The sequence below is a fragment of the Streptococcus sp. 1055 genome (assembly GCF_013276815.1).
In the GTDB taxonomy this organism is placed as follows: Bacteria; Bacillota; Bacilli; order Lactobacillales; family Streptococcaceae; genus Streptococcus; species Streptococcus pseudopneumoniae.
The window spans coordinates 1-23,086 of record NZ_VMLT01000104.1; the positions used below are offsets into that span (position 1 = coordinate 1).

General features: G+C 44.1%; 17 protein-coding genes. 16 read left to right on the plus strand and 1 reads right to left on the minus strand.

Annotated elements, in window-relative coordinates; all coding sequences use genetic code 11:
* The first annotated feature begins 141 nt into the window (after positions 1-141).
* The 16 genes from comA to purB all read left to right on the plus strand — a co-directional run bounded on the left by comA (position 142) and on the right by purB (position 19,028).
* Entirely contained in the window at positions 142-2,295 is a 2,154-nt protein-coding gene (gene comA, locus HT699_RS08790) for a peptide cleavage/export ABC transporter ComA (RefSeq protein ID WP_138707118.1), read from the plus strand.
* 12 nt (positions 2,296-2,307) lie between these two features.
* Complete coding sequence (gene comB / locus HT699_RS08795) at positions 2,308-3,657, plus strand: competence pheromone export protein ComB (RefSeq protein WP_172934283.1); 1,350 nt, start codon at positions 2,308-2,310, stop codon at positions 3,655-3,657.
* A gap of 169 nt (positions 3,658-3,826) precedes the next feature.
* On the plus strand, positions 3,827-4,534 hold the full coding sequence (purC, locus tag HT699_RS08800) for a phosphoribosylaminoimidazolesuccinocarboxamide synthase (RefSeq protein WP_049544730.1): 708 nt from the start codon (positions 3,827-3,829) through the stop codon (positions 4,532-4,534).
* Between the two features lies 1 nt (position 4,535).
* Complete coding sequence (locus HT699_RS12200; protein WP_078374291.1) at positions 4,536-4,679, plus strand: phosphoribosylaminoimidazolesuccinocarboxamide synthase; 144 nt, start codon at positions 4,536-4,538, stop codon at positions 4,677-4,679.
* Between the two features lie 56 nt (positions 4,680-4,735).
* Positions 4,736-8,461, plus strand: a complete 3,726-nt coding sequence (locus HT699_RS08810) for a phosphoribosylformylglycinamidine synthase (RefSeq protein WP_172934284.1) — start codon at positions 4,736-4,738, stop codon at positions 8,459-8,461.
* A 159-nt stretch (positions 8,462-8,620) separates the two neighbouring features.
* On the plus strand, positions 8,621-10,063 hold the full coding sequence (purF, locus tag HT699_RS08815; RefSeq protein WP_138700230.1) for an amidophosphoribosyltransferase: 1,443 nt from the start codon (positions 8,621-8,623) through the stop codon (positions 10,061-10,063).
* A gap of 217 nt (positions 10,064-10,280) precedes the next feature.
* Complete coding sequence (gene purM, locus HT699_RS08820) at positions 10,281-11,303, plus strand: phosphoribosylformylglycinamidine cyclo-ligase (RefSeq protein WP_001284585.1); 1,023 nt, start codon at positions 10,281-10,283, stop codon at positions 11,301-11,303.
* On the plus strand, positions 11,300-11,854 hold the full coding sequence (gene purN / locus HT699_RS08825; protein WP_000717510.1) for a phosphoribosylglycinamide formyltransferase: 555 nt from the start codon (positions 11,300-11,302) through the stop codon (positions 11,852-11,854). The genes purM and purN overlap by 4 nt, the downstream gene beginning before the upstream one ends.
* Positions 11,851-12,225: a hypothetical protein gene (locus HT699_RS08830; RefSeq protein WP_001017821.1), complete on the plus strand. Its 375-nt coding sequence runs from the start codon at positions 11,851-11,853 to the stop codon at positions 12,223-12,225. The genes purN and HT699_RS08830 overlap by 4 nt, the downstream gene beginning before the upstream one ends.
* A 43-nt stretch (positions 12,226-12,268) precedes the next feature.
* Complete coding sequence (locus tag HT699_RS08835) at positions 12,269-12,733, plus strand: GNAT family N-acetyltransferase (RefSeq protein WP_023932915.1); 465 nt, start codon at positions 12,269-12,271, stop codon at positions 12,731-12,733.
* Between the two features lies 1 nt (position 12,734).
* Positions 12,735-14,282 (plus strand): bifunctional phosphoribosylaminoimidazolecarboxamide formyltransferase/IMP cyclohydrolase, encoded by a 1,548-nt coding sequence (gene purH / locus HT699_RS08840; protein WP_054392664.1) that lies wholly within the window; start codon positions 12,735-12,737, stop codon positions 14,280-14,282.
* Positions 14,283-14,403: 121 nt separating this feature from the next.
* Positions 14,404-15,666 carry a phosphoribosylamine--glycine ligase gene (purD, locus tag HT699_RS08845; RefSeq protein WP_054392662.1) on the plus strand — a complete coding sequence of 421 codons (1,263 nt, stop codon included), beginning with the start codon at positions 14,404-14,406 and terminating at the stop codon, positions 15,664-15,666.
* A gap of 193 nt (positions 15,667-15,859) precedes the next feature.
* Positions 15,860-16,351 (plus strand): 5-(carboxyamino)imidazole ribonucleotide mutase, encoded by a 492-nt coding sequence (gene purE, locus HT699_RS08850; RefSeq protein WP_023935452.1) that lies wholly within the window; start codon positions 15,860-15,862, stop codon positions 16,349-16,351.
* Entirely contained in the window at positions 16,338-17,429 is a 1,092-nt protein-coding gene (purK, locus tag HT699_RS08855) for a 5-(carboxyamino)imidazole ribonucleotide synthase (protein ID WP_172934285.1), read from the plus strand. Before purE ends, purK begins: the two co-directional genes overlap by 14 nt.
* Positions 17,430-17,438: 9 nt before the next feature.
* Entirely contained in the window at positions 17,439-17,666 is a 228-nt protein-coding gene (locus HT699_RS08860; RefSeq protein WP_023935448.1) for a hypothetical protein, read from the plus strand.
* A gap of 63 nt (positions 17,667-17,729) precedes the next feature.
* Positions 17,730-19,028, plus strand: a complete 1,299-nt coding sequence (gene purB / locus HT699_RS08865; RefSeq protein ID WP_000610749.1) for an adenylosuccinate lyase — start codon at positions 17,730-17,732, stop codon at positions 19,026-19,028.
* Positions 19,029-19,082: 54 nt separating this feature from the next.
* On the opposite strand, the gene strH is transcribed toward purB, so the two are convergent.
* Entirely contained in the window at positions 19,083-23,036 is a 3,954-nt protein-coding gene (gene strH, locus HT699_RS08870; protein WP_172934286.1) for an LPXTG-anchored beta-N-acetylhexosaminidase StrH, read from the minus strand.
* Between the last annotated feature and the right edge of the window lie 50 nt (positions 23,037-23,086).

Below are 23,086 nucleotides of genomic sequence, written 5' to 3' on the forward strand. Positions count from 1 at the left end.
CAGCTTCGCCTTGCCGTAGGTATGTGATACTGACTCTGTAAGTTCTATCCACAACCTCAAAACAGTGTTTTGAGCAGCCTGCGGCTAGTTTCCTAGTTTGCTCTTTGATTTTCATTGAGTATTAGGAAAAAGGAGATGAAGATGAAATTTGGGAAACGTCACTATCGTCCGCAGGTGGATCAGATGGACTGCGGTGTAGCTTCATTAGCTATGGTTTTTGGCTACTATGGTAGTTATTATTCTTTGGCTCACTTGCGAGAATTGGCTAAGACGACTATGGATGGGACGACGGCTTTGGGCTTGGTCAAGGTGGCAGAGGAAATTGGTTTTGAGACGCGAGCCATTAAGGCGGATATGACGCTCTTTGACTTGCCAGATTTGACTTTTCCTTTTGTTGCCCATGTTCTTAAGGAAGGAAAATTGCTCCACTACTATGTGGTGACTGGGCAGGATAAGGATAGCATTCATATTGCCGATCCAGATCCTGGGGTGAAATTGACCAAACTGCCACGTGAGCGTTTTGCGGAAGAATGGACAGGAGTGACTCTTTTTATGGCACCTAGTCCAGACTACAAGCCTCATAAGGATCAAAAGAATGGTCTGCTCTCTTTTATCCCTATATTAGTGAAGCAGCGTGGCTTGATTGCCAATATCGTTTTGGCAACACTCTTGGTAACCTTGATTAACATTGTGGGTTCTTATTATCTGCAGTCTATCATTGATACCTATGTGCCAGATCAGATGCGTTCGACGCTTGGGATTATTTCTATTGGGCTGGTTATCGTCTATATTCTCCAGCAGATTTTGTCTTACGCTCAGGAGTATCTCTTACTTGTTTTGGGGCAACGCTTGTCGATTGATGTGATTTTGTCCTATATCAAGCATGTTTTTCACTTGCCCATGTCCTTTTTTGCGACACGTCGGACAGGGGAAATCGTTTCTCGTTTTACAGATGCTAACAGTATTATCGATGCGCTGGCTTCGACCATCCTTTCGATTTTCCTAGATGTGTCAACGGTTGTCATTATTTCCCTTGTTTTATTTTCACAAAATACCAATCTCTTTTTCATGACCTTATTGGCGCTGCCTATCTACACAGTGATTATCTTTGCTTTTATGAAGCCGTTTGAAAAGATGAATCGGGACACCATGGAAGCCAATGCGGTTCTGTCTTCTTCTATCATTGAGGACATCAACGGTATTGAGACTATCAAGTCTTTGACCAGTGAAAGTCAGCGTTACCAAAAGATTGACAAAGAATTTGTGGATTATCTGAAGAAATCCTTTACCTATAGTCGGGCAGAGAGTCAGCAAAAGGCTCTGAAAAAAGTTGCCCATCTCTTGCTCAATGTCGGCATTCTCTGGATGGGGGCTATTCTGGTCATGGATGGCAAGATGAGTTTGGGGCAGTTGATTACCTATAATACCTTGCTTGTTTACTTTACCAATCCTTTGGAAAATATCATCAATCTGCAAACCAAGCTTCAGACAGCGCAGGTTGCCAATAACCGTTTAAATGAAGTGTATCTGGTAGCTTCGGAGTTTGAGGAGAAGAAAACAGTTGAGGATTTGAGCTTGATGAAGGGAGAGATGACTTTCAAGCAGGTTTACTATAAGTATGGCTATGGTCGAGATGTCTTGTCGGATATCAATTTGACCATTCTTCAAGGCTCTAAGGTGGCTTTTGTGGGGATTTCAGGGTCAGGTAAGACGACCTTGGCCAAGATGATGGTTAATTTTTACGACCCAAGTCAGGGAGAGATTAGTCTGGGTGGTGTCAATCTCAATCAGATTGATAAAAAAGCCCTGCGCCAGTACATTAACTATCTGCCTCAACAGCCCTATGTCTTTAACGGAACGATTTTGGACAATCTTCTTTTGGGAGCCAAGGAGGGGACGACACAGGAAGACATCTTACGGGCGGTTGAATTGGCAGAGATTCGGGAGGACATTGAGCGCATGCCACTGAATTACCAGACAGAGTTGACTTCGGATGGGGCAGGGATTTCAGGTGGTCAACGGCAGAGAATCGCTCTGGCGCGTGCTCTCTTGACAGATGCACCGGTCTTGATTTTGGATGAAGCGACCAGCAGTTTGGATATTTTGACTGAGAAGCGGATTGTCGATAATCTTATGGCTTTAGACAAGACCTTGATTTTCATCGCCCACCGCTTGACCATTGCTGAGCGGACAGAGAAGGTTGTTGTCTTGGATCAGGGCAAGATTGTTGAAGAAGGAAAGCATGCTGATTTGCTTGCACAGGGTGGCTTTTACGCCCATTTGGTGAATAGCTAGAAAGAGGAGAGGATGAAACCAGAATTTTTAGAAAGTGCGGAGTTTTATAATCGTCGTTACCATAATTTTTCCAGTCGGGTGATTGTCCCCATGTCCCTTCTGCTTGTGTTTTTACTTGGATTTGCAACATTTGCAGAGAAGGAGATGAGTTTGTCTACTAGAGCTACTGTCGAGCCTAGTCGTATCCTTGCAAATATCCAGTCAACTAGCAACAATCGTATTCTTGTCAATCATTTGGAAGAAAATAAGCTGGTTAAAAAGGGAGAACTGTTGGTTCAATATCAAGAAGGGGCAGAGGGTGTCCAAGCGGAGTCCTATGCCAGTCAGTTGGACATGCTCAAGGATCAAAAAAAGCAATTGGAGTATCTGCAAAAGAGCCTGCAAGAAGGGGAGAACCACTTTCCAGAGGAGGATAAATTTGGCTACCAAGCCACCTTTCGCGACTACATCAGCCAAGCAGGTAGTCTTAGGGCTAGTACATCGCAACAAAATGAGACCATCGCGTCCCAGAATGCAACAGCTAGCCAAACCCAAGCTGAAATCGGGAACCTCATCAGTCAAACAGAGGCTAAAATTCGCGATTACCAGACAGCTAAGTCAGCTATTGAAACAGGTGCTTCCTTGGCCAGTCAGAATCTAGCCTACTCTCTCTACCAGTCCTACAAGTCTCAGGGTGAGGAAAATCCGCAAGCTAAAGCTCAGGCTGTTGCGCAGGTTGAAGCGCAACTTTCTCAGTTAGAATCTAGTCTTGCTACTTACCGTGTTCAGTATGCAGGTTCAGGTACCCAGCAAGCCTACGCGTCTGGTTTAAGCAGTCAATTGGAGTCTCTCAAATCCCAACACTTGGCAAAGGTTGGTCAGGAATTGACCCTTCTAGACCAGAAAATCTTGGAAGCAGAGTCAGGTAAGAAGGTACAGGGAAATCTTTTAGACAAGGGGAAAATTACGGCGAGTGAGGATGGGGTACTTCATCTCAATCCTGAGACCAGTGATTCTAGCATGGTTGCAGAAGGTGCCTTACTAGCCCAACTCTATCCGTCCTTGGAAAAAGAAGGGAAAGCCAAACTTACAGCTTATCTCAGTTCGAAAGATGTAGCAAGGATCAAGGTCGGTGATTCTGTTCGCTATACTACGACTCATGATGCCAAGAATCAATTTTTCCTAGATTCTACTATTACAAGTATTGATGCGACAGCTACTAAGACTGAGAAAGGGAATTTCTTTAAAATCGAGGCGGAGACTAATCTAACTTCGGAGCAGGCTGAAAAACTTCGATATGGGGTGGAAGGTCGCCTGCAGATGATTACGGGCAAGAAAAGTTATCTGCGTTATTATTTGGATCAATTTTTGAACAAAGAGTAATGTTCGTGTTTTTAGAGTTAAATGATTTTAAAACTGTGAGAAAGATGTTTCTTGCAGTTTTTTCTTTATGATTTTTGACGTCACTACGCTATTTATTCGGTTAAATTCTTGTATTTTTTGGTTTTTTATGGTAGAATGTGCTCAAGTAATACGAAAGGCGAACTTTAAAATGTCAAAACAATTGATCTATTCGGGAAAAGCTAAAGATATCTATACAACAGAGGATGAAAATCTTATTATTTCAACTTACAAGGACCAGGCGACTGCTTTCAATGGTGTCAAGAAGGAGCAGATTGCAGGTAAGGGAGTCTTGAATAATCAGATTTCATCTTTTATTTTTGAGAAGTTAAATGCAGCTGGTGTAGCGACTCACTTTGTGGAGAAGCTTTCAGACACGGAGCAACTCAATAAAAAGGTTAAGATTATTCCTTTGGAAGTCGTGCTCCGAAACTACACGGCTGGTTCCTTTTCAAAACGTTTTGGTGTAGACGAAGGAATCGCATTTGAGACTCCGATTGTCGAATTTTACTATAAAAATGATGATTTGGATGACCCGTTTATCAATGACGAACATGTGAAATTCCTACAGATTGCGGATGACCAGCAAATCGCCTACTTGAAGGAAGAAACTCGTCGTATCAATGAACTTTTGAAGGTCTGGTTTGCTGAGATTGGCCTCAAGTTGATTGACTTTAAGCTAGAGTTCGGTTTTGACAAGGATGGCAAGATTATCTTGGCAGATGAATTTTCACCAGATAACTGTCGCTTGTGGGATGCGGATGGCAACCACATGGATAAGGATGTTTTCCGTAGAGGATTGGGAGAACTAACAGACGTTTACGAAGTGGTCTGGGAGAAGTTGCAAGGTTTGAAATAATCTGTTTGCAACGGAAAACCTTCGTCTCTCAACTAAAAGGACTCAGTTTGAAAAGGTTCCCCAGACCTTTTCACTCCGTAGGGGATTGGGAGAACTAACAGACGTTTACGAGATTGTCTGGGAAAAGTTGCAGGAATTGAAATAACAGCCTCAAGGCTGTTTGGGAACATTGCAAGAGCTTAAATAAAGGAATAAGAATTGATGGATAAACGTATTTTTGTTGAAAAAAAGGCTGATTTTCAGGTCAAGTCAGAGAGTTTGGTTAGAGAACTCCAGCATAGCTTGGGACTTTCAAGCTTGAAAAGTATTCGTATTGTGCAAGTGTATGATGTATTTGATTTGTCAGAGGACCTGTTTGCACCTGCAGAGAAACACATTTTCTCTGAGCAGGTGACAGACCATGTTTTGGACGAAGCGGCTGTGCAGGCGGATCTTGCCAACTATGCTTTCTTTGCGATTGAAAGCCTACCAGGGCAGTTTGACCAGCGTGCAGCATCTTCACAGGAAGCCTTGCTTTTACTAGGAAGTTCGAGTGATGTAACGGTTAATACAGCCCAACTTTACTTGGTGAATAAAGATATTGATGCGACTGAGTTGGAAGCGGTCAAGAACTATCTGCTCAACCCAGTTGATTCTCGTTTCAAGAACATCACAACAGGGATTGTCAAGCAGGAATTTTCAGAGTCAGACAAGACCATTCCGAAATTGACTTTCTTTGAAAGCTATACAGCAGAAGACTTTGCTCGCTACAAGGCTGAGCAAGGGATGGCCATGGAAGTGGATGATTTGCTCTTTATCCAAGACTATTTCAAGTCAATGGGGCGCGTGCCAACTGAGACGGAACTCAAGGTTTTGGACACTTACTGGTCTGACCACTGCCGTCACACGACTTTTGAGACTGAGTTAAAGCAGATTGATTTCTCAGCTTCTAAATTCCAAAAACAATTGCAGTCAACTTATGACAAGTATATTGCCATGCGTGATGAGTTGGGACGTACGGAAAAACCACAAACCTTGATGGATATGGCGACTATTTTCGGTCGTTATGAGCGTGCTAATGGACGTTTGGACGACATGGAAGTGTCTGATGAAATCAATGCTTGCTCAGTAGAAATCGAAGTGGACGTTGATGGTGTGAAAGAACCATGGCTCCTCATGTTTAAAAACGAAACCCACAATCACCCAACTGAGATTGAGCCATTTGGTGGGGCTGCTACTTGTATCGGTGGAGCCATTCGTGACCCATTGTCAGGTCGTTCATATGTCTACCAAGCTATGCGTATCTCAGGTGCGGGTGATATTACAGCACCGATTTCGGGAACGCGTGCTGGTAAATTGCCACAACAAGTTATTTCTAAAACAGCGGCTCATGGTTATTCTTCATATGGTAACCAGATTGGACTTGCGACGACCTATGTTCGTGAGTATTTTCACCCAGGCTTTGTAGCTAAACGCATGGAGCTTGGTGCCGTTGTTGGTGCGGCTCCCAAGGGCAATGTTGTCCGTGAAAAACCGGAAGCGGGTGATGTCATTATCCTTCTGGGAGGTAAGACTGGACGTGATGGTGTCGGTGGTGCGACAGGTTCTTCTAAAGTTCAAACAGTTGAGTCTGTAGAGACTGCTGGTGCTGAGGTTCAAAAAGGGAATGCTATCGAAGAACGCAAGATTCAACGCCTTTTCCGTAATGGCAATGTCACTCGTCTTATCAAGAAATCTAATGACTTTGGTGCTGGTGGAGTCTGTGTGGCTATCGGTGAATTGGCAGACGGTCTTGAAATCGACCTTAACAAGGTGCCTCTTAAATACCAAGGCTTGAATGGTACAGAAATTGCCATCTCTGAATCTCAAGAACGGATGGCAGTCGTGGTTCGTCCTGAGGACGTAGATGCCTTTGTTGGAGAATGTAACAAAGAGAATATTGACGCTGTTGTGGTTGCGACAGTGACGGAAAAACCAAATCTAGTCATGCACTGGAATGGTGAGACAATCGTGGACTTGGAACGTCGTTTCCTTGACACCAATGGTGTGCGCGTGGTCGTCGATGCTAAGGTTGTGGACAAGGATGTCAAACTCCCAGAAGAACGTCAAACATCTGCTGAAACCCTTGAAGCGGATACTCTTGAAGTCTTGTCTGATCTCAACCATGCGAGTCAAAAAGGATTACAGACTATCTTTGACTGTTCTGTCGGTCGTTCAACGGTCAATCACCCACTTGGTGGTCGCTACCAACTCACACCAACTGAGGCTTCTGTACAAAAATTGCCAGTTCAACATGGAGTAACTCATACTGCGTCAGTCATGGCTCAAGGTTTCAACCCATATGTAGCTGAATGGTCTCCATATCACGGTGCTGCCTATGCGGTGATCGAAGCAACTGCTCGTTTGGTGGCTGCTGGTGCCAACTGGTCTCAGGCTCGTTTCTCTTACCAAGAGTACTTCGAGCGCATGGATAAACAAGCAGAGCGTTTTGGTCAGCCAGTAGCAGCTCTCCTAGGATCTATCGAGGCACAAATTCAGCTTGGTTTGCCATCTATCGGTGGTAAGGACTCTATGTCTGGTACTTTTGAAGAATTGACAGTGCCACCAACCTTGGTAGCCTTTGGAGTGACGACGGCAGATAGCCGTAAGGTGCTTTCGCCAGAGTTCAAGAATGCTGGTGAAAACATCTACTACATCCCAGGCCAAGCCCTCTCTGCAGAGATTGATTTTGACTTGATTAAGAAAAATTTTACTCAGTTTGAAGCCATCCAAGCTGACCATAAAGTGACATCTGCATCAGCTGTCAAATACGGTGGTGTAGTTGAAAGTTTGGCACTTGCTACTTTTGGAAGTCATATCGGTGCAGAGGTAACCTTGCCTGAACTAGAAACGGCTTTGACAGCACAATTAGGTGGATTTGTCTTTACTTCTCCTGAAGAAATTGCTGGATTAGAGAAGATTGGACAAACGAAAGCAGCCTTTACACTGACTGTCAACGGTGTGAAGCTAGATGGACACAAGCTTGACAGTGCTTTCCAAGGCAAATTGGAAGAAGTTTACCCAACAGAGTTTGCCCAAGCTAAAGAACTAGCTGAAGTACCAGCTGTGGTATCAGATGTTGTGATTAAAGCCAAAGAAAAGGTTGAAAAACCTGTGGTTTACATCCCAGTCTTCCCAGGAACCAACTCAGAATATGACTCAGCCAAGGCCTTTGAGAAAGAAGGTGCAGAGGTTAACTTGGTGCCATTCGTGACACTCAATGAAGAAGCCATTGTCAAGTCAGTTGAAACCATGGTTGACAACATCGGTAAGGCTAACATTCTCTTCTTTGCAGGTGGATTCTCAGCTGCGGACGAGCCAGATGGATCCGCTAAGTTTATTGTCAACATCCTGCTCAATGAAAAAGTCCGTGTGGCTATTGACAGCTTTATTGCCCGTGGTGGCTTGATTATCGGTATCTGTAATGGATTCCAGGCCTTGGTCAAATCAGGTCTTCTTCCATACGGGAACTTCGAAGAGGCCAGCAGTACTAGCCCAACCCTCTTCTACAATGATGCCAACCAACACGTGGCCAAGATGGTGGAAACTCGCATTGCCAATACTAACTCACCATGGCTTGCTGGAGTGGAAGTTGGTGAGATTCATGCCATTCCTGTTTCGCACGGTGAAGGGAAGTTTGTCGTGACAGCTGAGGAATTTGCAGAGCTCCGTGACAATGGTCAAATCTTTAGCCAATATGTTGACTTTGACGGCAAACCAAGTATGGACTCTAAGTACAATCCGAATGGTTCTGTCCATGCCATCGAAGGAATTACCAGCAAGAACGGCCAAATCATCGGTAAGATGGGCCACTCAGAACGTTATGAGGAAGGTCTTTTCCAAAATATCCCAGGAAATAAAGACCAGCACCTGTTCGCGTCAGCGGTTAAATACTTTACTGGAAAATAAGACTTGCAGATTTTCTAATAGATAGTATCAATAATGTAAAAGTCATGTAGATCTAGGTCATGATGATTGCAAATGTTTTGTTTTGCGAGTGAAGGAGCTCCTACCGTATCATTCCGCTCTACTGAAGGAATGATACACAAATGAAAATTAGGTATAAAAATGACATACGAAGTAAAATCTCTTAATGAAGAATGTGGTGTTTTCGGTATCTGGGGACATCCAGATGCTGCTAAATTGACCTATTTTGGTCTCCACAGTCTTCAGCACCGTGGTCAGGAGGGGGCAGGAATCCTCTCCAATGATCAGGGACAATTGAAGCGCCATCGTGACATGGGGCTTTTATCAGAAGTCTTCAGAAATCCAGTTAATTTGGATAAATTGACAGGAACTAGTGCGATTGGTCATGTGCGTTATGCGACTGCTGGCGAAGCTTCTGTAGATAATATTCAGCCTTTCCTCTTCCGTTTTCACGATATGCAGTTTGGATTGGCTCATAATGGAAACTTGACCAATGCGGCCTCTCTCAAGAAAGAATTGGAACAAAGAGGCGCGATTTTCAGCGCGACTTCGGACTCGGAAATCTTGGCTCATCTCATTCGTCGCAGCCATAATCCGAACTTGATGGGCAAAATCAAGGAGGCACTCAGCCTAGTTAAAGGTGGTTTTGCCTATATCTTGCTGTTTGAGGACAAGTTGATTGCGGCTCTTGACCCCAATGGTTTCCGTCCGCTTTCTATCGGGAAAATGGCCAACGGAGCGGTGGTTATTTCCTCTGAGACCTGTGCTTTTGAGGTCATTGGTGCAGAGTGGATTCGTGATTTGAAGCCAGGTGAGATTGTGATTATTGATGACGAGGGCATTCAGTATGACAGCTATACAGATGATACTCAGTTAGCAATCTGTTCTATGGAGTATATCTATTTTGCCCGCCCTGATTCTAACATTCATGGTGTCAATGTCCATACGGCACGTAAACGTATGGGTGCCCAATTGGCGCGAGAATTCAAGCATGAGGCGGATATTGTAGTCGGTGTACCCAATTCTTCCCTCAGCGCAGCTATGGGATTTGCGGAAGAGTCTGGGCTACCAAATGAAATGGGCCTCATCAAGAACCAATACACCCAACGTACCTTTATCCAACCGACTCAAGAATTGCGGGAGCAAGGGGTGCGGATGAAACTCTCTGCTGTTTCAGGCGTTGTAAAAGGCAAGCGTGTGGTTATGATTGATGACTCTATTGTACGTGGAACAACCTCTCGTCGTATCGTTCAGCTCTTGAAAGAAGCTGGTGCGACTGAGGTTCACGTTGCCATTGGTAGTCCAGCGCTTGCTTATCCATGCTTCTACGGGATTGATATCCAGACCCGTCAGGAGCTAATTGCGGCCAATCATACTGTTGAAGAAACTCGCCAAATCATTGGTGCGGACAGTCTGACTTATCTTTCTGTTGAAGGGTTGATTGATTCAATTGGTATTGAAACGGATGCGCCAAATGGCGGTCTCTGTGTCGCTTACTTTGACGGTGATTACCCAACGCCTCTCTACGACTATGAAGAAGACTATCGTCGAAGTTTGGAAGAAAAGACCAGTTTTTACAAATAGATGACAGATTCTCCATTAAAGAAAAGGAATATAAAAATGACAAATAAGAATGCTTATGCTTCACGTCTCACTACTGACTAAAAGTTAAAGCATTTGTCAGTAGACGCTTTCTCCTATGGGACCAAAGCTAGAGACCTGACTAGTATTTTTAGATAAAATAATTGTTTATCTAAAAATACGTCGCAGTCTTTCCCAAAAAAAGAAAAGGAAAAATAAAATGGCAAATAAAAATGCGTACGCTCAATCTGGTGTGGATGTTGAAGCGGGTTATGAAGTTGTTGAACGGATTAAAAAGCACGTGGCTCGTACGGAGCGTGCAGGTGTCATGGGAGCTCTGGGAGGCTTTGGTGGTATGTTTGACCTTTCAAAAACAGGTGTCAAAGAACCTGTCTTGATTTCAGGAACTGATGGTGTCGGAACCAAGCTCATGCTGGCCATCAAGTACGACAAACACGATACCATCGGTCAGGACTGTGTGGCCATGTGTGTCAATGATATCATTGCTGCAGGTGCGGAGCCCCTCTATTTCCTTGACTATGTAGCAACAGGGAAGAATGAACCAGCTAAGCTAGAACAAGTTGTTGCTGGTGTGGCAGAGGGCTGTGTGCAGGCAGGCGCTGCCCTTATCGGTGGGGAAACAGCTGAAATGCCTGGCATGTATGGCGAAGATGACTATGATTTGGCTGGTTTTGCGGTCGGTGTGGCTGAAAAATCTCAAATCATTGACGGTTCAAAAGTGGCAGAGGGAGATGTTCTTCTTGGACTTGCTTCAAGTGGGATTCATTCCAATGGTTACTCTCTCGTTCGTCGTGTCTTTGCTGACTATACAGGTGAGGAAATCTTGCCAGAATTGGAAGGTAAGAAACTTAAGGAAGTTCTTCTTGAGCCGACTCGTATCTATGTCAAGGCTGTCTTACCACTCATCAAGGAAGGGTTGGTCAACGGCATTGCCCACATCACTGGTGGTGGCTTTATCGAAAATGTCCCTCGCATGTTTGCAGCTGACTTGGCTGCTGAGATTGAGGAAAGCAAAGTTCCAGTGCTTCCTATTTTCAAAGCTCTTGAAAAATATGGTAAAATCAAACATGAAGAAATGTTTGAAATCTTCAATATGGGTGTGGGGCTTATGCTGGCAGTTAGCCCTGAAAATGTAAGTCGTGTCAAGGAATTGTTGGATGAACCAGTCTATGAAATCGGTCGTATCGTCAAGAAAGAAAACGAAAGTGTCATCATCAAATGAAAAAAATAGCGGTTTTTGCCTCTGGTAATGGCTCAAATTTTCAGGTGATAGCGGAACAATTTCCAGTAGAGTTTGTCTTTTCAGACCATCGTGACGCCTATGTGCTCGAACGTGCAGACAAGCTCGGCGTTCTGTCCTATGCTTTTGAACTCAAGGAGTTTGAGAGCAAGGCAGACTACGAAGCAGCCATTGTCGAACTCTTGGAAGAGCACCAGATTGACTTGGTTTGTCTAGCAGGCTACATGAAAATTGTTGGGCCAACCTTATTGGCGACTTATGAAGGTCGGATTATCAACATTCATCCAGCCTACTTGCCAGAATTTCCAGGAGCTCATGGGATTGAGGATGCTTGGAATGCTGGCGTTGCTGAGAGCGGCGTGACCATTCATTGGGTGGATTCAGGTGTGGATACAGGAAAGGTTATCAAACAAGTGCGTGTGCCACGACTAGCTGATGATACGATTGACAGTTTTGAAACTCGCATTCATGAGGCAGAGTACAAGTTGTATCCGGAGGTGCTGGATAGTTTGGGAGTGGAGAGGAAGAAATGAATATTGATCACTACTATATGGAGTTAAAGAATAAGTTATCTAACAGACCAACCCTACTGGATAATACTAATGATTTTCTTTTTGTTTTAGTAAATACAGTGAAAGCTATGATAGAAAATACTGATAAAAGTCAGCTTTCAGAGTTAGATAAAATTTTAGATGGTGTCACAAGTCAAGAATTAAAACTTGCCTATGATTTCTGTCAAGGGAGATTCGGTCAAGCGGGTTTTTCTTATCGTAGGCACCCGAATTATTTTTATTTGTCCAGTTTAATTGCGACTTTTCCAGAATTTGAGTTGTCTAAAGCAGACCGAGATTATCTCAAAGGAATCATAAATTTTGATAACTACCTTTTATATGAGTTGGATTAGTCTTTAATCAACTCAAAACCCTATTTATTCAAAAGGAGAAAAAATGATTGAGATAAAATTAGTAGATGAGAGCAGTTTTCAGGCAGTGCTGGATTTGAAAATATCTGAAGCTGATGAACGAGCACGTTTTGTGGCTCCAAATGTACGCTCTTTAGCTGACGCATGGCTCTACCGGGAAAATGAAGATGTGTTTCCGAGGGCAATCTATTGGGATAAGCAAGTGGTTGGCTTTCTCCTGCTGGAAATAGACAAGGATGAAGCAGAATACTTTATCTGGCGGATAATGATTGGTCAGCAGTACCAAGGAAGAGGTTATGGTCGAAAAGCCTTGGAAGTTCTAATCAAAGAGGCTCAGATGGATAGCACTTGCAATCATATTATCGCAGATTATGTGGTTGGAAATGAAAAAATGAAGCACCTGTTGACTAGTTTGGGTTTTCAGGAAACAGGATTTATAGAAGAAAATAACGAAGTCGCTATGCGCTTGGACCTAAAGAAAGAGGAATAGAATGACGAAAAAAGCTTTAATCAGCGTCTCAGACAAAGCGGGCATTGTTGAATTTGCCCAAGAACTTAAAAAACTTGGTTGGGAGATTATCTCGACAGGTGGAACTAAGGTTGCCCTTGATAATGCTGGGGTGGATACCATTGCTATCGATGATGTGACTGGTTTCCCAGAAATGATGGACGGTCGTGTGAAGACCCTCCACCCAAATATCCACGGAGGGCTTCTCGCTCGTCGTGACTTGGATAGCCACTTGGAAGCGGCTAAGGACAACAAGATTGAGCTCATTGACCTTGTGGTGGTCAACCTTTACCCATTTAAGGAAACTATCCTTAAACCAGATGTGACTTATGCTGATGCAGTTGAAAATATCGATATTGGTGGGCCATCTATGCTTCGTTCAGCAGCGAAAAATCATGCCAGTGTTACAGTTGTGGTAGATCCTGCTGACTACGCTGTGGTTTTGGATGAATTGGCAGCAAACGGCGAAACCTCTTATGAAACTCGCCAACGTTTAGCAGCCAAAGTATTTCGTCACACAGCGGCTTATGACGCCTTGATTGCAGAATACTTCACAGCTCAAGTGGGTGAAAGCAAGCCTGAAAAACTCACTTTGACTTATGACCTCAAGCAACCAATGCGTTACGGTGAAAATCCTCAACAAGATGCCGATTTCTATCAAAAAGCTTTGCCGACAGATTACTCGATTGCATCCGCTAAACAGCTCAACGGTAAGGAATTGTCTTTTAACAATATCCGTGATGCGGATGCTGCCATTCGTATCATCCGTGACTTCAAAGATCGTCCAACCGTTGTGGCTCTCAAACACATGAATCCATGCGGTATCGGTCAGGCTGATGACATTGAGACTGCTTGGGCCTACGCTTATGAGTCTGACCCAGTGTCTATCTTTGGTGGAATTGTCGTCCTTAACCGTGAGGTGGATGATGTGACTGCTGAGAAGATGCACGGCGTTTTCCTCGAGATCATCATCGCACCAAGCTATACGGATGAAGCGCTAGCCATTTTGACCAACAAAAAGAAAAACTTGCGCATCCTTGCCTTGCCATTTGATGCTCAAGAGGCTAGCGAAGTGGAAGCAGAATACACAGGTCTAGTCGGTGGACTTCTCGTGCAAAATCAAGACGTGGTCAAGGAAAGCCCAGCTGACTGGCAAGTGGTGACCAAACGTCAGCCAACCGAGACAGAAGCGACTGCTCTTGAGTTCGCTTGGAAGGCTATCAAGTACGTCAAATCAAATGGTATTATCGTGACCAACGACCACATGACACTTGGTGTTGGTCCAGGTCAAACCAACCGTGTGGCTTCTGTTCGCCTTGCCATTGACCAAGCCAAAGATCGTCTGGACGGGGCGGTCCTTGCTTCAGATGCCTTCTTCCCATTTGCGGATAACGTGGAAGAAATCGCCAAAGCAGGAATTAAGGCCATCATCCAGCCCGGTGGCTCTGTCCGTGACCAAGAATCCATCGAAGCAGCGGATAAATACGGCTTGACTATGGTCTTTACAGGTGTGAGACATTTTAGACATTAAGAAGATAAAAGGGAAGAAAACAGTTTCTTTCCTTTTTTGGCTTAAAATGCTAACTGAAACAAGATTAAAACGAACTTTTTTGATATAATGTTGGTAAATAATTCGCAAAAGAGGTTGAGGAATGAAACTGCTTGTTGTCGGTTCTGGTGGTCGTGAGCATGCGATTGCTAAAAAGTTATTTGAATCAAAAGACGTGGAAAAAGTCTTTGTAGCTCCTGGGAATGATGGGATGACTCTGGATGGTTTGGAATTGGTAAATATCTCTATTTCCGAACATTCTAAATTGATTGACTTCGCAAAGGCCAATGATGTTGCTTGGACCTTTATCGGTCCAGATGATGCCCTTGCTGCTGGTATCGTGGATGATTTTAACCAAGCTGGGCTTAAGGCCTTTGGTCCGACTAGGGCTGCAGCGGAGCTGGAGTGGTCCAAGGATTTTGCCAAGGAAATCATGGTCAAATATGGTGTTTCGACAGCAGCCTATGGCACATTTTCAGATTTCGAGGAAGCAAAGGCCTATATCGAAAAGCAGGGTGCGCCTATCGTAGTCAAGGCGGATGGCTTGGCGCTTGGGAAGGGTGTCGTCGTTGCTGAGACGGTTGAGCAAGCGGTCGAAGCCGCTCATGAGATGCTTTTGGACAATAAATTTGGTGACTCAGGTGCGCGCGTGGTTATTGAGGAATTCCTTGAAGGAGAGGAATTTTCACTCTTTGCCTTTGTCAATGGTGATAAGTTCTACATCATGCCAACGGCTCAGGACCACAAACGTGCCTACGATGGCGACAAAGGGCCTAACACGGGTGGTATGGGTGCCTATGCGCCAGTTCCACACTTACCACAGAGTGTAGTTGATACAGCGGTTGACACCATTGTCAAGCCAGTTCTAGAAGGGATGATTAAAGAAGGTCGCCCTTATCTGGGAGTTCTTTACGCAGGGCTTATCCTGACAGCTGATGGACCCAAAGTCATTGAGTTCAACGCTCGGTTCGGAGATCCAGAAACTCAGATTATCTTGCCTCGCTTGACCTCTGACTTTGCTCAAAATATCACAGATATCCTGGATAGCAAGGAGCCAAATATCATGTGGACGGACAAGGGTGTGACTCTGGGTGTGGTTGTCGCATCCAAGGGCTACCCGCTAGACTATGAAAGGGGCGTTGAGTTGCCAGCCAAGACAGAAGGCGATGTCATCACCTACTATGCAGGGGCTAAGTTTGCGGAAAATAGCAGAGCACTGATCTCAAACGGCGGACGAGTTTATATGCTCGTTACCACAGCAGCCACCGTCAAAGAAGCCCAAGCCAGCATCTACCAAGAACTATCCCAACAAAAAATAGAAGGACTCTTCTACCGAACAGATATCGGAAGCAAGGCAATTAAGTAAAGATATAAGAATAACGCGCCGTAGTCGCCAAACACGATAATGGTCGTCGTGGTGAAAAGACCAGAACAGTGAATGTTCTGGTCAGGGGGAAACTTTGAGACCTTAGGCTCAAAGTTTAGGAATGAAACCGAAGGTTTGCTTCCGTCCCCACCACCTAAGACCATTATCAAAAAAGAAGAAAAAAGGAAAAATTATGACTAAACCAATTATTTCCATCATCATGGGCTCAAAATCCGACTGGGTAACCATGCAAAAAACAGCAGAAGTCCTAGACCGCTTCGGTGTAGCCTACGAGAAGAAGGTTGTCTCTGCCCACCGCACACCAGACCTCATGTTCAGACATGCCGAAGAAGCTCGTAGCCGTGGCATCAAGGTCATCATCGCAGGTGCTGGTGGCGCAGCGCATTTGCCAGGCATGGTAGCTGCCAAAACAACCCTTCCAGTCATTGGTGTGCCAGTCAAGTCTCGTGCTCTTAGTGGAGTGGATTCACTCTATTCTATCGTTCAGATGCCGGGTGGGGTGCCTGTTGCGACCATGGCTATCGGTGAAGCTGGAGCGACTAACGCAGCTCTCTTTGCCCTCCGTCTTCTTTCAGTAGAGGATCAAGCTATCGCGACGGCTTTGGCAGATTTTGCAGAAGAACAAGGAAAAATCGCAGAGGAGTCTACCAATGAGCTCATCTAAAACAATCGGAATTATCGGTGGCGGTCAACTGGGTCAGATGATGGCCATTTCTGCTATCTACATGGGGCACAAGGTTATCGCGCTGGATCCTGCGGCGGATTGCCCGGCCTCTCGCGTGGCGGAAATCATTGTGGCACCTTATAACGATGTGGACGCCCTCCGTCAGTTGGCAGACCGTTGCGATGTCCTCACTTACGAGTTTGAAAATGTCGACGCTGACGGTTTGGATGCCGTTATCAAGGATGGACAACTCCCTCAAGGAACAGATCTGCTCCGCATTTCGCAAAATCGTATTTTTGAAAAGGACTTTTTGTCAAACAAGGCTCAAGTCACTGTGGCACCCTACAAGGTCGTGACTTCTAGCCTAGACTTGGCAGATATCGACTTGTCGAAAAACTATGTCCTCAAGACTGCGACTGGTGGCTACGATGGTCATGGACAAAAGGTTATTCGTTCAGAAGCAGACTTGGAAGCAGCCTATGCGCTAGCAGACTCAGCAGACTGCGTCTTGGAAGAATTTGTCAACTTTGACCTTGAGATTTCTGTCATCGTGTCAGGAAATGGCAAGGAGGTGACGTTTTTCCCAGTTCAGGAAAATATCCACCGCAACAATATCCTGTCTAAGACCATCGTACCAGTCCGCATTTCTGAAAGTCTAGCAGACAAGGCTAAAGCTATGGCAGTGCGAATCGCAGAACAACTCAACTTGTCTGGAACTCTCTGTGTGGAAATGTTTGCGACAGCTGATGACATCATTGTCAATGAGATTGCTCCACGACCACACAACTCAGGCCATTACTCTATTGAAGCCTGTGATTTCTCTCAGTTTGACACCCATATTCTCGGTGTTCTCGGAGCACCATTGCCAGCCATAAAACTACATGCGCCTGCCGTCATGCTTAACGTTCTCGGCCAGCATGTTGAGGTCGCTAAAAAATATGTCACAGAAAATCCAAGCGCCCATCTCCACATGTATGGTAAAATAGAAGCAAAGCATAATCGTAAGATGGGACATGTGACTTTGTTTAGTGATGTACCGGATAGTGTGGAAGAGTTTGGGGAAGGGATTGATTTTTAGGACAAGTTCATGATACAAATTATCGTTAATACATTTATTGAAAAGGATAAGACTGGAGCAGTTGTCGAAGTCTTGTATGCCAGTGCTGACCAAGATAAGGTACAAGCTAAATATGAAGAACTAGCTGCACAATACCCCGAAAATTATTTAGCTATCTATGATGTACCGCTGGATACGGATTTGAATATACTAGATCATTACCCGTCTGTGTTTATTGGAAAAGAGGAGTTTGAGTAGAAATCTTGCTTTACCTAGATAGCTTATTCCCAACAGCTTAAGAAGAAAGGAAAAATGAACAACATGATCAACCGTTACTCTCGCCCTGAGATGGCGAATATTTGGAGTGAAGAAAATAAATACCGTGCTTGGCTTGAGGTGGAAATCCTCTCTGACGAGGCATGGGCTGAGTTGGGGGAAATCCCTAAGGAAGATGTGGCTTTGATTCGCAAGAAGGCGGACTTTGACATCGACCGTATTTTGGAAATTGAGCAGGAGACGCGCCACGATGTGGTGGCTTTCACGCGTGCGGTTTCTGAGACTCTTGGTGAAGAGCGCAAGTGGGTTCACTATGGCTTGACTTCTACTGACGTGGTGGACACGGCCTATGGTTACCTCTACAAGCAGGCCAACGACATCATCCGTCGTGACCTTGAAAACTTCACTAATATCATCGCTGACAAGGCCAAGGAGCACAAGTTCACCATCATGATGGGGCGTACCCACGGTGTGCATGCTGAGCCGACAACCTTTGGTCTTAAATTGGCGACTTGGTACAGCGAAATGAAGCGCAATATCGAGCGTTTCGAGCATGCGGCTGCTGGTGTAGAAGCTGGTAAGATTTCTGGTGCGGTTGGGAACTTTGCCAATATCCCACCATTTGTAGAGGAGTATGTCTGCAACAAGCTTGGTATCCGTGCTCAAGAAATCTCTACACAAGTCCTTCCTCGTGACCTTCACGCTGAGTACTTTGCAGTTCTTGCCAGCATTGCGACTTCAATCGAACGTATGGCGACTGAGATTCGTGGTTTGCAAAAATCTGAACAACGCGAAGTGGAAGAATTCTTTGCTAAAGGGCAAAAAGGTTCATCTGCAATGCCTCACAAACGCAACCCAATCGGTTCTGAAAACATGACAGGTTTGGCGCGTGTTATCCGTGGTCACATGATTACGGCTTATGAGAATGTCGCTCTCTGGCATGAACGTGACATTTCCCACTCATCAGCTGAGCGTATCATTACACCAGATACGACCATTTTGATTGACTACATGCTCAACCGTTTTGGAAATATCGTCAAGAACTTGACAGTTTTCCCAGAAAATATGATCCGCAACATGAACTCGACTTTTGGTCTTATCTTTAGCCAACGGGCTATGTTGACATTGATTGAAAAAGGCATGACCCGTGAGCAAGCCTATGACTTGGTGCAACCAAAAACAGCCTACTCTTGGGACAACCAAGTAGACTTTAAACCACTTCTTGAGGCAGATTCAGAAGTAACATCACGTCTCACACAAGAAGAAATCGATGAAATCTTCAACCCAGTTTATTACACCAAACGAGTGGATGATATCTTTGAACGTCTTGGACTAGGTGATTAATTAAAAAATAAACAGCGAGCTTCAATCTCGCTGTTTATTTTTTATCGAAAAGACTTAGTCTTCTTTTCTTTTAGTGAGTCCATAGGCTGCTAGTGTGGCCATGAGTCCTGCGACTACTAGTCCTGCAGAATCGTGAGTTCCTGTTTCAGGAAGTTTTTTCTCTATTACCACAGGAGCTGGATCTTGAGGAAGAGCTTTGCTTTCCTCAGCAGGAGCAGTTGATGGAGCTGGTTGGCTTAGGATTTCTAGTTTTGGTTTTTCTTCAGCAATAGCGGCTTGTCCGTTTTCATCGCCTACATGTGTTACCATAGTTCCGACTTCGACTATTTGAGTAACGGCTTCCTGTGCTACGACACTATTTACGAGTGTTTTCACTTCCTTACCATCGGCAGAAGTGCTCACAGAGTAGAAGTTGCTACGATGTCCATTGACACCCTTAGTAATGACTTGTGTTTTTCCTTTGAGTAAGAGTGGATTTTCACGAGTCACTGTGGTAAATGGAATTTCTTCTTCTTGGATATCCAGTCTAGGTTTTACCTCAGTAGTTGGTGCAAGACCACTTTCATCACCCTTGTGAGTTACAGGAGCGCCAACTTCAACCACTTGGTTTATAACTTCTTTGGTTACCTGGCTATCAAGGACTGTTTCTGTTGTTTTTCCATTTTCAGTGAGTACAGAGATGTAATGAGTTCGTTCACCTTTGACTCCTGCTGTGATAATATTTTCCTGACCAGCTGGGAGGTTAGGATTTTCTTTCTTGATAACTTTAAATGGAATTTCTTCAGTTCTTGTGATGAGTTCTGGTCTGGTTTCAACATTGGCAGCCACTTCATTTTCATCTAGGCTTCCTGAATGAGTTGCAGCTGGTTTGAGGCCTTGAAGAGCGGCTTTTAGGTTGGCTACAAGTGTGTCAAGCTCAGCTTGTTTATTACGGTTGAGGTTGTAATTTAGAGCTGTTTTAGCTGCGTCAAGGGTCTCAAGACTTTCTTTACTATATCCTTCTAAGTTTGTAGGAATTTTAGCTAATTCTTCGCGGAGAGCATTATAATTAGCACGGAAGTAGTCTTTGTTGTGGTCTGCAAAGGCAGTCATGAGTTCAAAGATTTCCTCTTCCTTGTATTCAGCGCTTGGTCTATCTGCCCAGATTGAAAGCATACTTCCGACTGTTGGAAGATCTACTTCAGGATATTTGGTAGAAGCTAGTTGATTGAATGGAACTTTACCAGAATTTTCAACTGCTTTTGAAAGAGGGTAAGCTTCATCTTGTTTGTGATTGCCTATAACATAATACCAGTCACCGTTGGTATTCAAGAACTTATAACCCTTGCTTGCTAGGTATTGAGGTGATGCGAGGTTGTATCCCCACCAGCCTTTAGACCAGTAAGAAATCAAGACATCTTTGTCAAACTGAACATCGTCCTTGTCTTCATAGTAGAAGCCATCGTTGAAGGCCATTGGTTGAAGCCCTCTTTCTTTGGCCATAGCTGCGAGGGTGTTGGCATATTCGGCAAATTTGCCATAGAGTTGATACCACTTGAGGTAGTACCAGCCTTGGGCACTAGTCGCATCGTTGGCGTATTCGTCAGTACCAAAGTTGAAAATCTTTGATTTATCAGCAAAGTAATCCATATACTTACCGATAAGGGCTTTGGTAAAGTTAAGTGCTTCTTGATTTTCAAGGTCCATCGTGGTTTTTGAAACTTTATCAAAGTTTGCTTGAGGATTCGCGATGCCAAGTTTTTCCATGGCAACCAGCATAGCATCCATATGTCCTGGACTATTGATAGCTGGAATCAGACCAATACCTTTTTCCTTAGCATATTTAGCAAGCTCTGTCACTTCTTCCTGTGTCAGTGCAGTACCGTTTGGATCGTCGTAGTAAGCTTTAGTTCCTTCGATAATAGCTTTTTTAACGTCATCACTAGCATAGGTTTTTCCGTTGGCAGTAATGGTCATATCATCGAGTAGGAAGCGAAGGCCATCATTTCCTAGAAGGAGGTGGGCATCTGAGTAGCCGAGCTCACTTGCCTTGTCTACGATGCGTTTGAGTTGATCTAGAGAGAAGTATTTGCGACCTGCATCGATGGAAATGACTTTATTCTTATTAAGTTTTTCAAGTTCGCGTTTAGCATCCTCTTCTTTTTGTGCTTCTGGAGTTAAAGCCAAGTTTTTAATAGCATCTTGAAGGCTTGCGATGGCTTGATCAATCGTATCCTGTTGAGCACGACTGAGGTTGCTATCGAGTGAACGGATGGCTTTTTCAGCTTCTTTGACAGCAGCAAAACTTTCAGCAGTATAGCGGTTAGAGTCTTTTGGTATAGTTTCTAGTGCTTTTTCTGCAGGTTGGTAGTTGGCTGCGAAGTATTCAGCGTTGGCATTTGCAAAATGACGCATGAGTTTGAAGAGGCGAGATGGAGAATAACGTGCAGATGGGGTATCGGCCCAAGCAGCTACCATACCACCGATGATTGGGACATCAGCTCCTTCTGTTTTTGGTACAGAAGTGATTGGTGTGTTTTTAATACCATTGAGCCCCTGATCGAGATTGTACCAACCTTGGTCATCAGCGTTTCGTCCAAGAACGTAGTACCAAGCATCATTGGTATTAAGGATTTGGTGCCCTTTTTCAGCTAGTAGTTTAGAAGAAGCAACGTCGTAGCCCCCCCAACCACCAGTCCACATAGAAACGATGATGTCTTTGTCAAAACTACCAAAGCTTGTGTCTCCATTGTAGTAGATACCGTCGTTAAAGGCCATTGGTTTGAGACCGTGAGATTTTACAATACGAGCGAGATCATTAGCGTAAGAGATGAATTTTTCATATCCTTTTTCAGGGTAACCTTCATTTGGATAATATTTATCAGCTTGAAGCACACTCCAACCTTTAGCATCTGTCGCATCATTAGCATATTCATCTAGTCCAATATTGAAAATTTCAGATTTGTTAGAGAAGTAGTTAGCGTATTTGTCAATCAGAGTTTTTGTGAAATCGACTGCTTGTTTATTATTTAAGTCAACAGTTCGTTCCGATTTTTTACCAAAATAATCAAAGTTAGGATTCTCAATGCCAAGTTCTTTCATAGCATGGAGCATAGCATCCATATGTCCAGGACTATTGACAGTTGGAATTACTCCAATTCCTTTATCTTTGGCATAATTAATCAAATCTGTCATCTGACTTTCAGTGAGATGGTTACCATTTGGATCATCGTAATAGGCATTTGTTCCATTTTCAATGGCGCGTTTGACATCATCATTAGAGTAGGTTTTATCGCCCACTTTCATAGACATATCATCCAACATGAAACGGAGGCCATCGTTACCTACCAAGAGATGAAGATCTGTGTAACCATATTCTTTAGCTTTGTCGATAATTTCTTTGAGTTGCTCAGGTGAGAAATATTTACGTCCGGCATCAATTGAAACGATTTTTCGTTTAGCTAATTTTTCATTTTCAGTTGTAGCACGTTCCTTTCCTGCCTCTGTTGCTGGTTTGTCAGCCTCAGCTTTCGTTTCATCTTTTTTAGCTGATTTTTCCTTGTCAGCTTCTGACTTATCAGTCTTGTCTGTATCCGACTCTTTAGAATTAGCCTCTTTCTGCTCTTCCTTTTTAGGGCTAGCTTCTTCTGCCTTTTTATTAGCAGTTTCTTTTTCAGCAGAAGTTGGAGTTACCACTTCTGCTTTATCACTAGGAATTGAACTAACTTCCTCTTGTGGTTTTTCTTCTGTTTTTGGAAGACTAGCTACCTTATCAGTAGCTGGAGTTTCTGTTTCTACAGTTTTTGGAGTTTCTGGTTGAAGCTCTGCTTTAGGTGTTTCCTCAGTCCGATTTTCGGATGGTTGAGGGGAATCAGAAACCGTATGGATGGTCGGTTGGTTTTCTGTAGTAGTAGGAGTAACTCCATCGGCTGCAACAGTCTGTGCTTGGAAGGCAAATCCAATTAGAACAGAAGCTGCTCCTACAGCGTATTTACGAATAGAAAAACGCTGTTGTTTTTCATGTTTCATTGCAAAACCTCCTGATTGCATTGTTATATTGATAGCGATTATATAAATCA

Bases quoted from the DNA above. Each gene is read 5' to 3' on its own strand.
- comA (WP_138707118.1), top strand. From the start codon at position 142: ATGAAATTTGGGAAACGTCACTATCGTCCGCAGGTGGATCAGATGGAC.
- comB (WP_172934283.1), top strand. From the start codon at position 2,308: ATGAAACCAGAATTTTTAGAAAGTGCGGAGTTTTATAATCGTCGTTAC.
- purC (WP_049544730.1), top strand. From the start codon at position 3,827: ATGTCAAAACAATTGATCTATTCGGGAAAAGCTAAAGATATCTATACA.
- HT699_RS08810 (WP_172934284.1), top strand. From the start codon at position 4,736: ATGGATAAACGTATTTTTGTTGAAAAAAAGGCTGATTTTCAGGTCAAG.
- purF (WP_138700230.1), top strand. From the start codon at position 8,621: ATGACATACGAAGTAAAATCTCTTAATGAAGAATGTGGTGTTTTCGGT.
- purM (WP_001284585.1), top strand. From the start codon at position 10,281: ATGGCAAATAAAAATGCGTACGCTCAATCTGGTGTGGATGTTGAAGCG.
- purN (WP_000717510.1), top strand. From the start codon at position 11,300: ATGAAAAAAATAGCGGTTTTTGCCTCTGGTAATGGCTCAAATTTTCAG.
- HT699_RS08830 (WP_001017821.1), top strand. From the start codon at position 11,851: ATGAATATTGATCACTACTATATGGAGTTAAAGAATAAGTTATCTAAC.
- HT699_RS08835 (WP_023932915.1), top strand. From the start codon at position 12,269: ATGATTGAGATAAAATTAGTAGATGAGAGCAGTTTTCAGGCAGTGCTG.
- purH (WP_054392664.1), top strand. From the start codon at position 12,735: ATGACGAAAAAAGCTTTAATCAGCGTCTCAGACAAAGCGGGCATTGTT.
- purD (WP_054392662.1), top strand. From the start codon at position 14,404: ATGAAACTGCTTGTTGTCGGTTCTGGTGGTCGTGAGCATGCGATTGCT.
- purE (WP_023935452.1), top strand. From the start codon at position 15,860: ATGACTAAACCAATTATTTCCATCATCATGGGCTCAAAATCCGACTGG.
- purK (WP_172934285.1), top strand. From the start codon at position 16,338: ATGAGCTCATCTAAAACAATCGGAATTATCGGTGGCGGTCAACTGGGT.
- HT699_RS08860 (WP_023935448.1), top strand. From the start codon at position 17,439: ATGATACAAATTATCGTTAATACATTTATTGAAAAGGATAAGACTGGA.
- purB (WP_000610749.1), top strand. From the start codon at position 17,730: ATGATCAACCGTTACTCTCGCCCTGAGATGGCGAATATTTGGAGTGAA.
- strH (WP_172934286.1), bottom strand. From the start codon at position 23,036: ATGAAACATGAAAAACAACAGCGTTTTTCTATTCGTAAATACGCTGTA.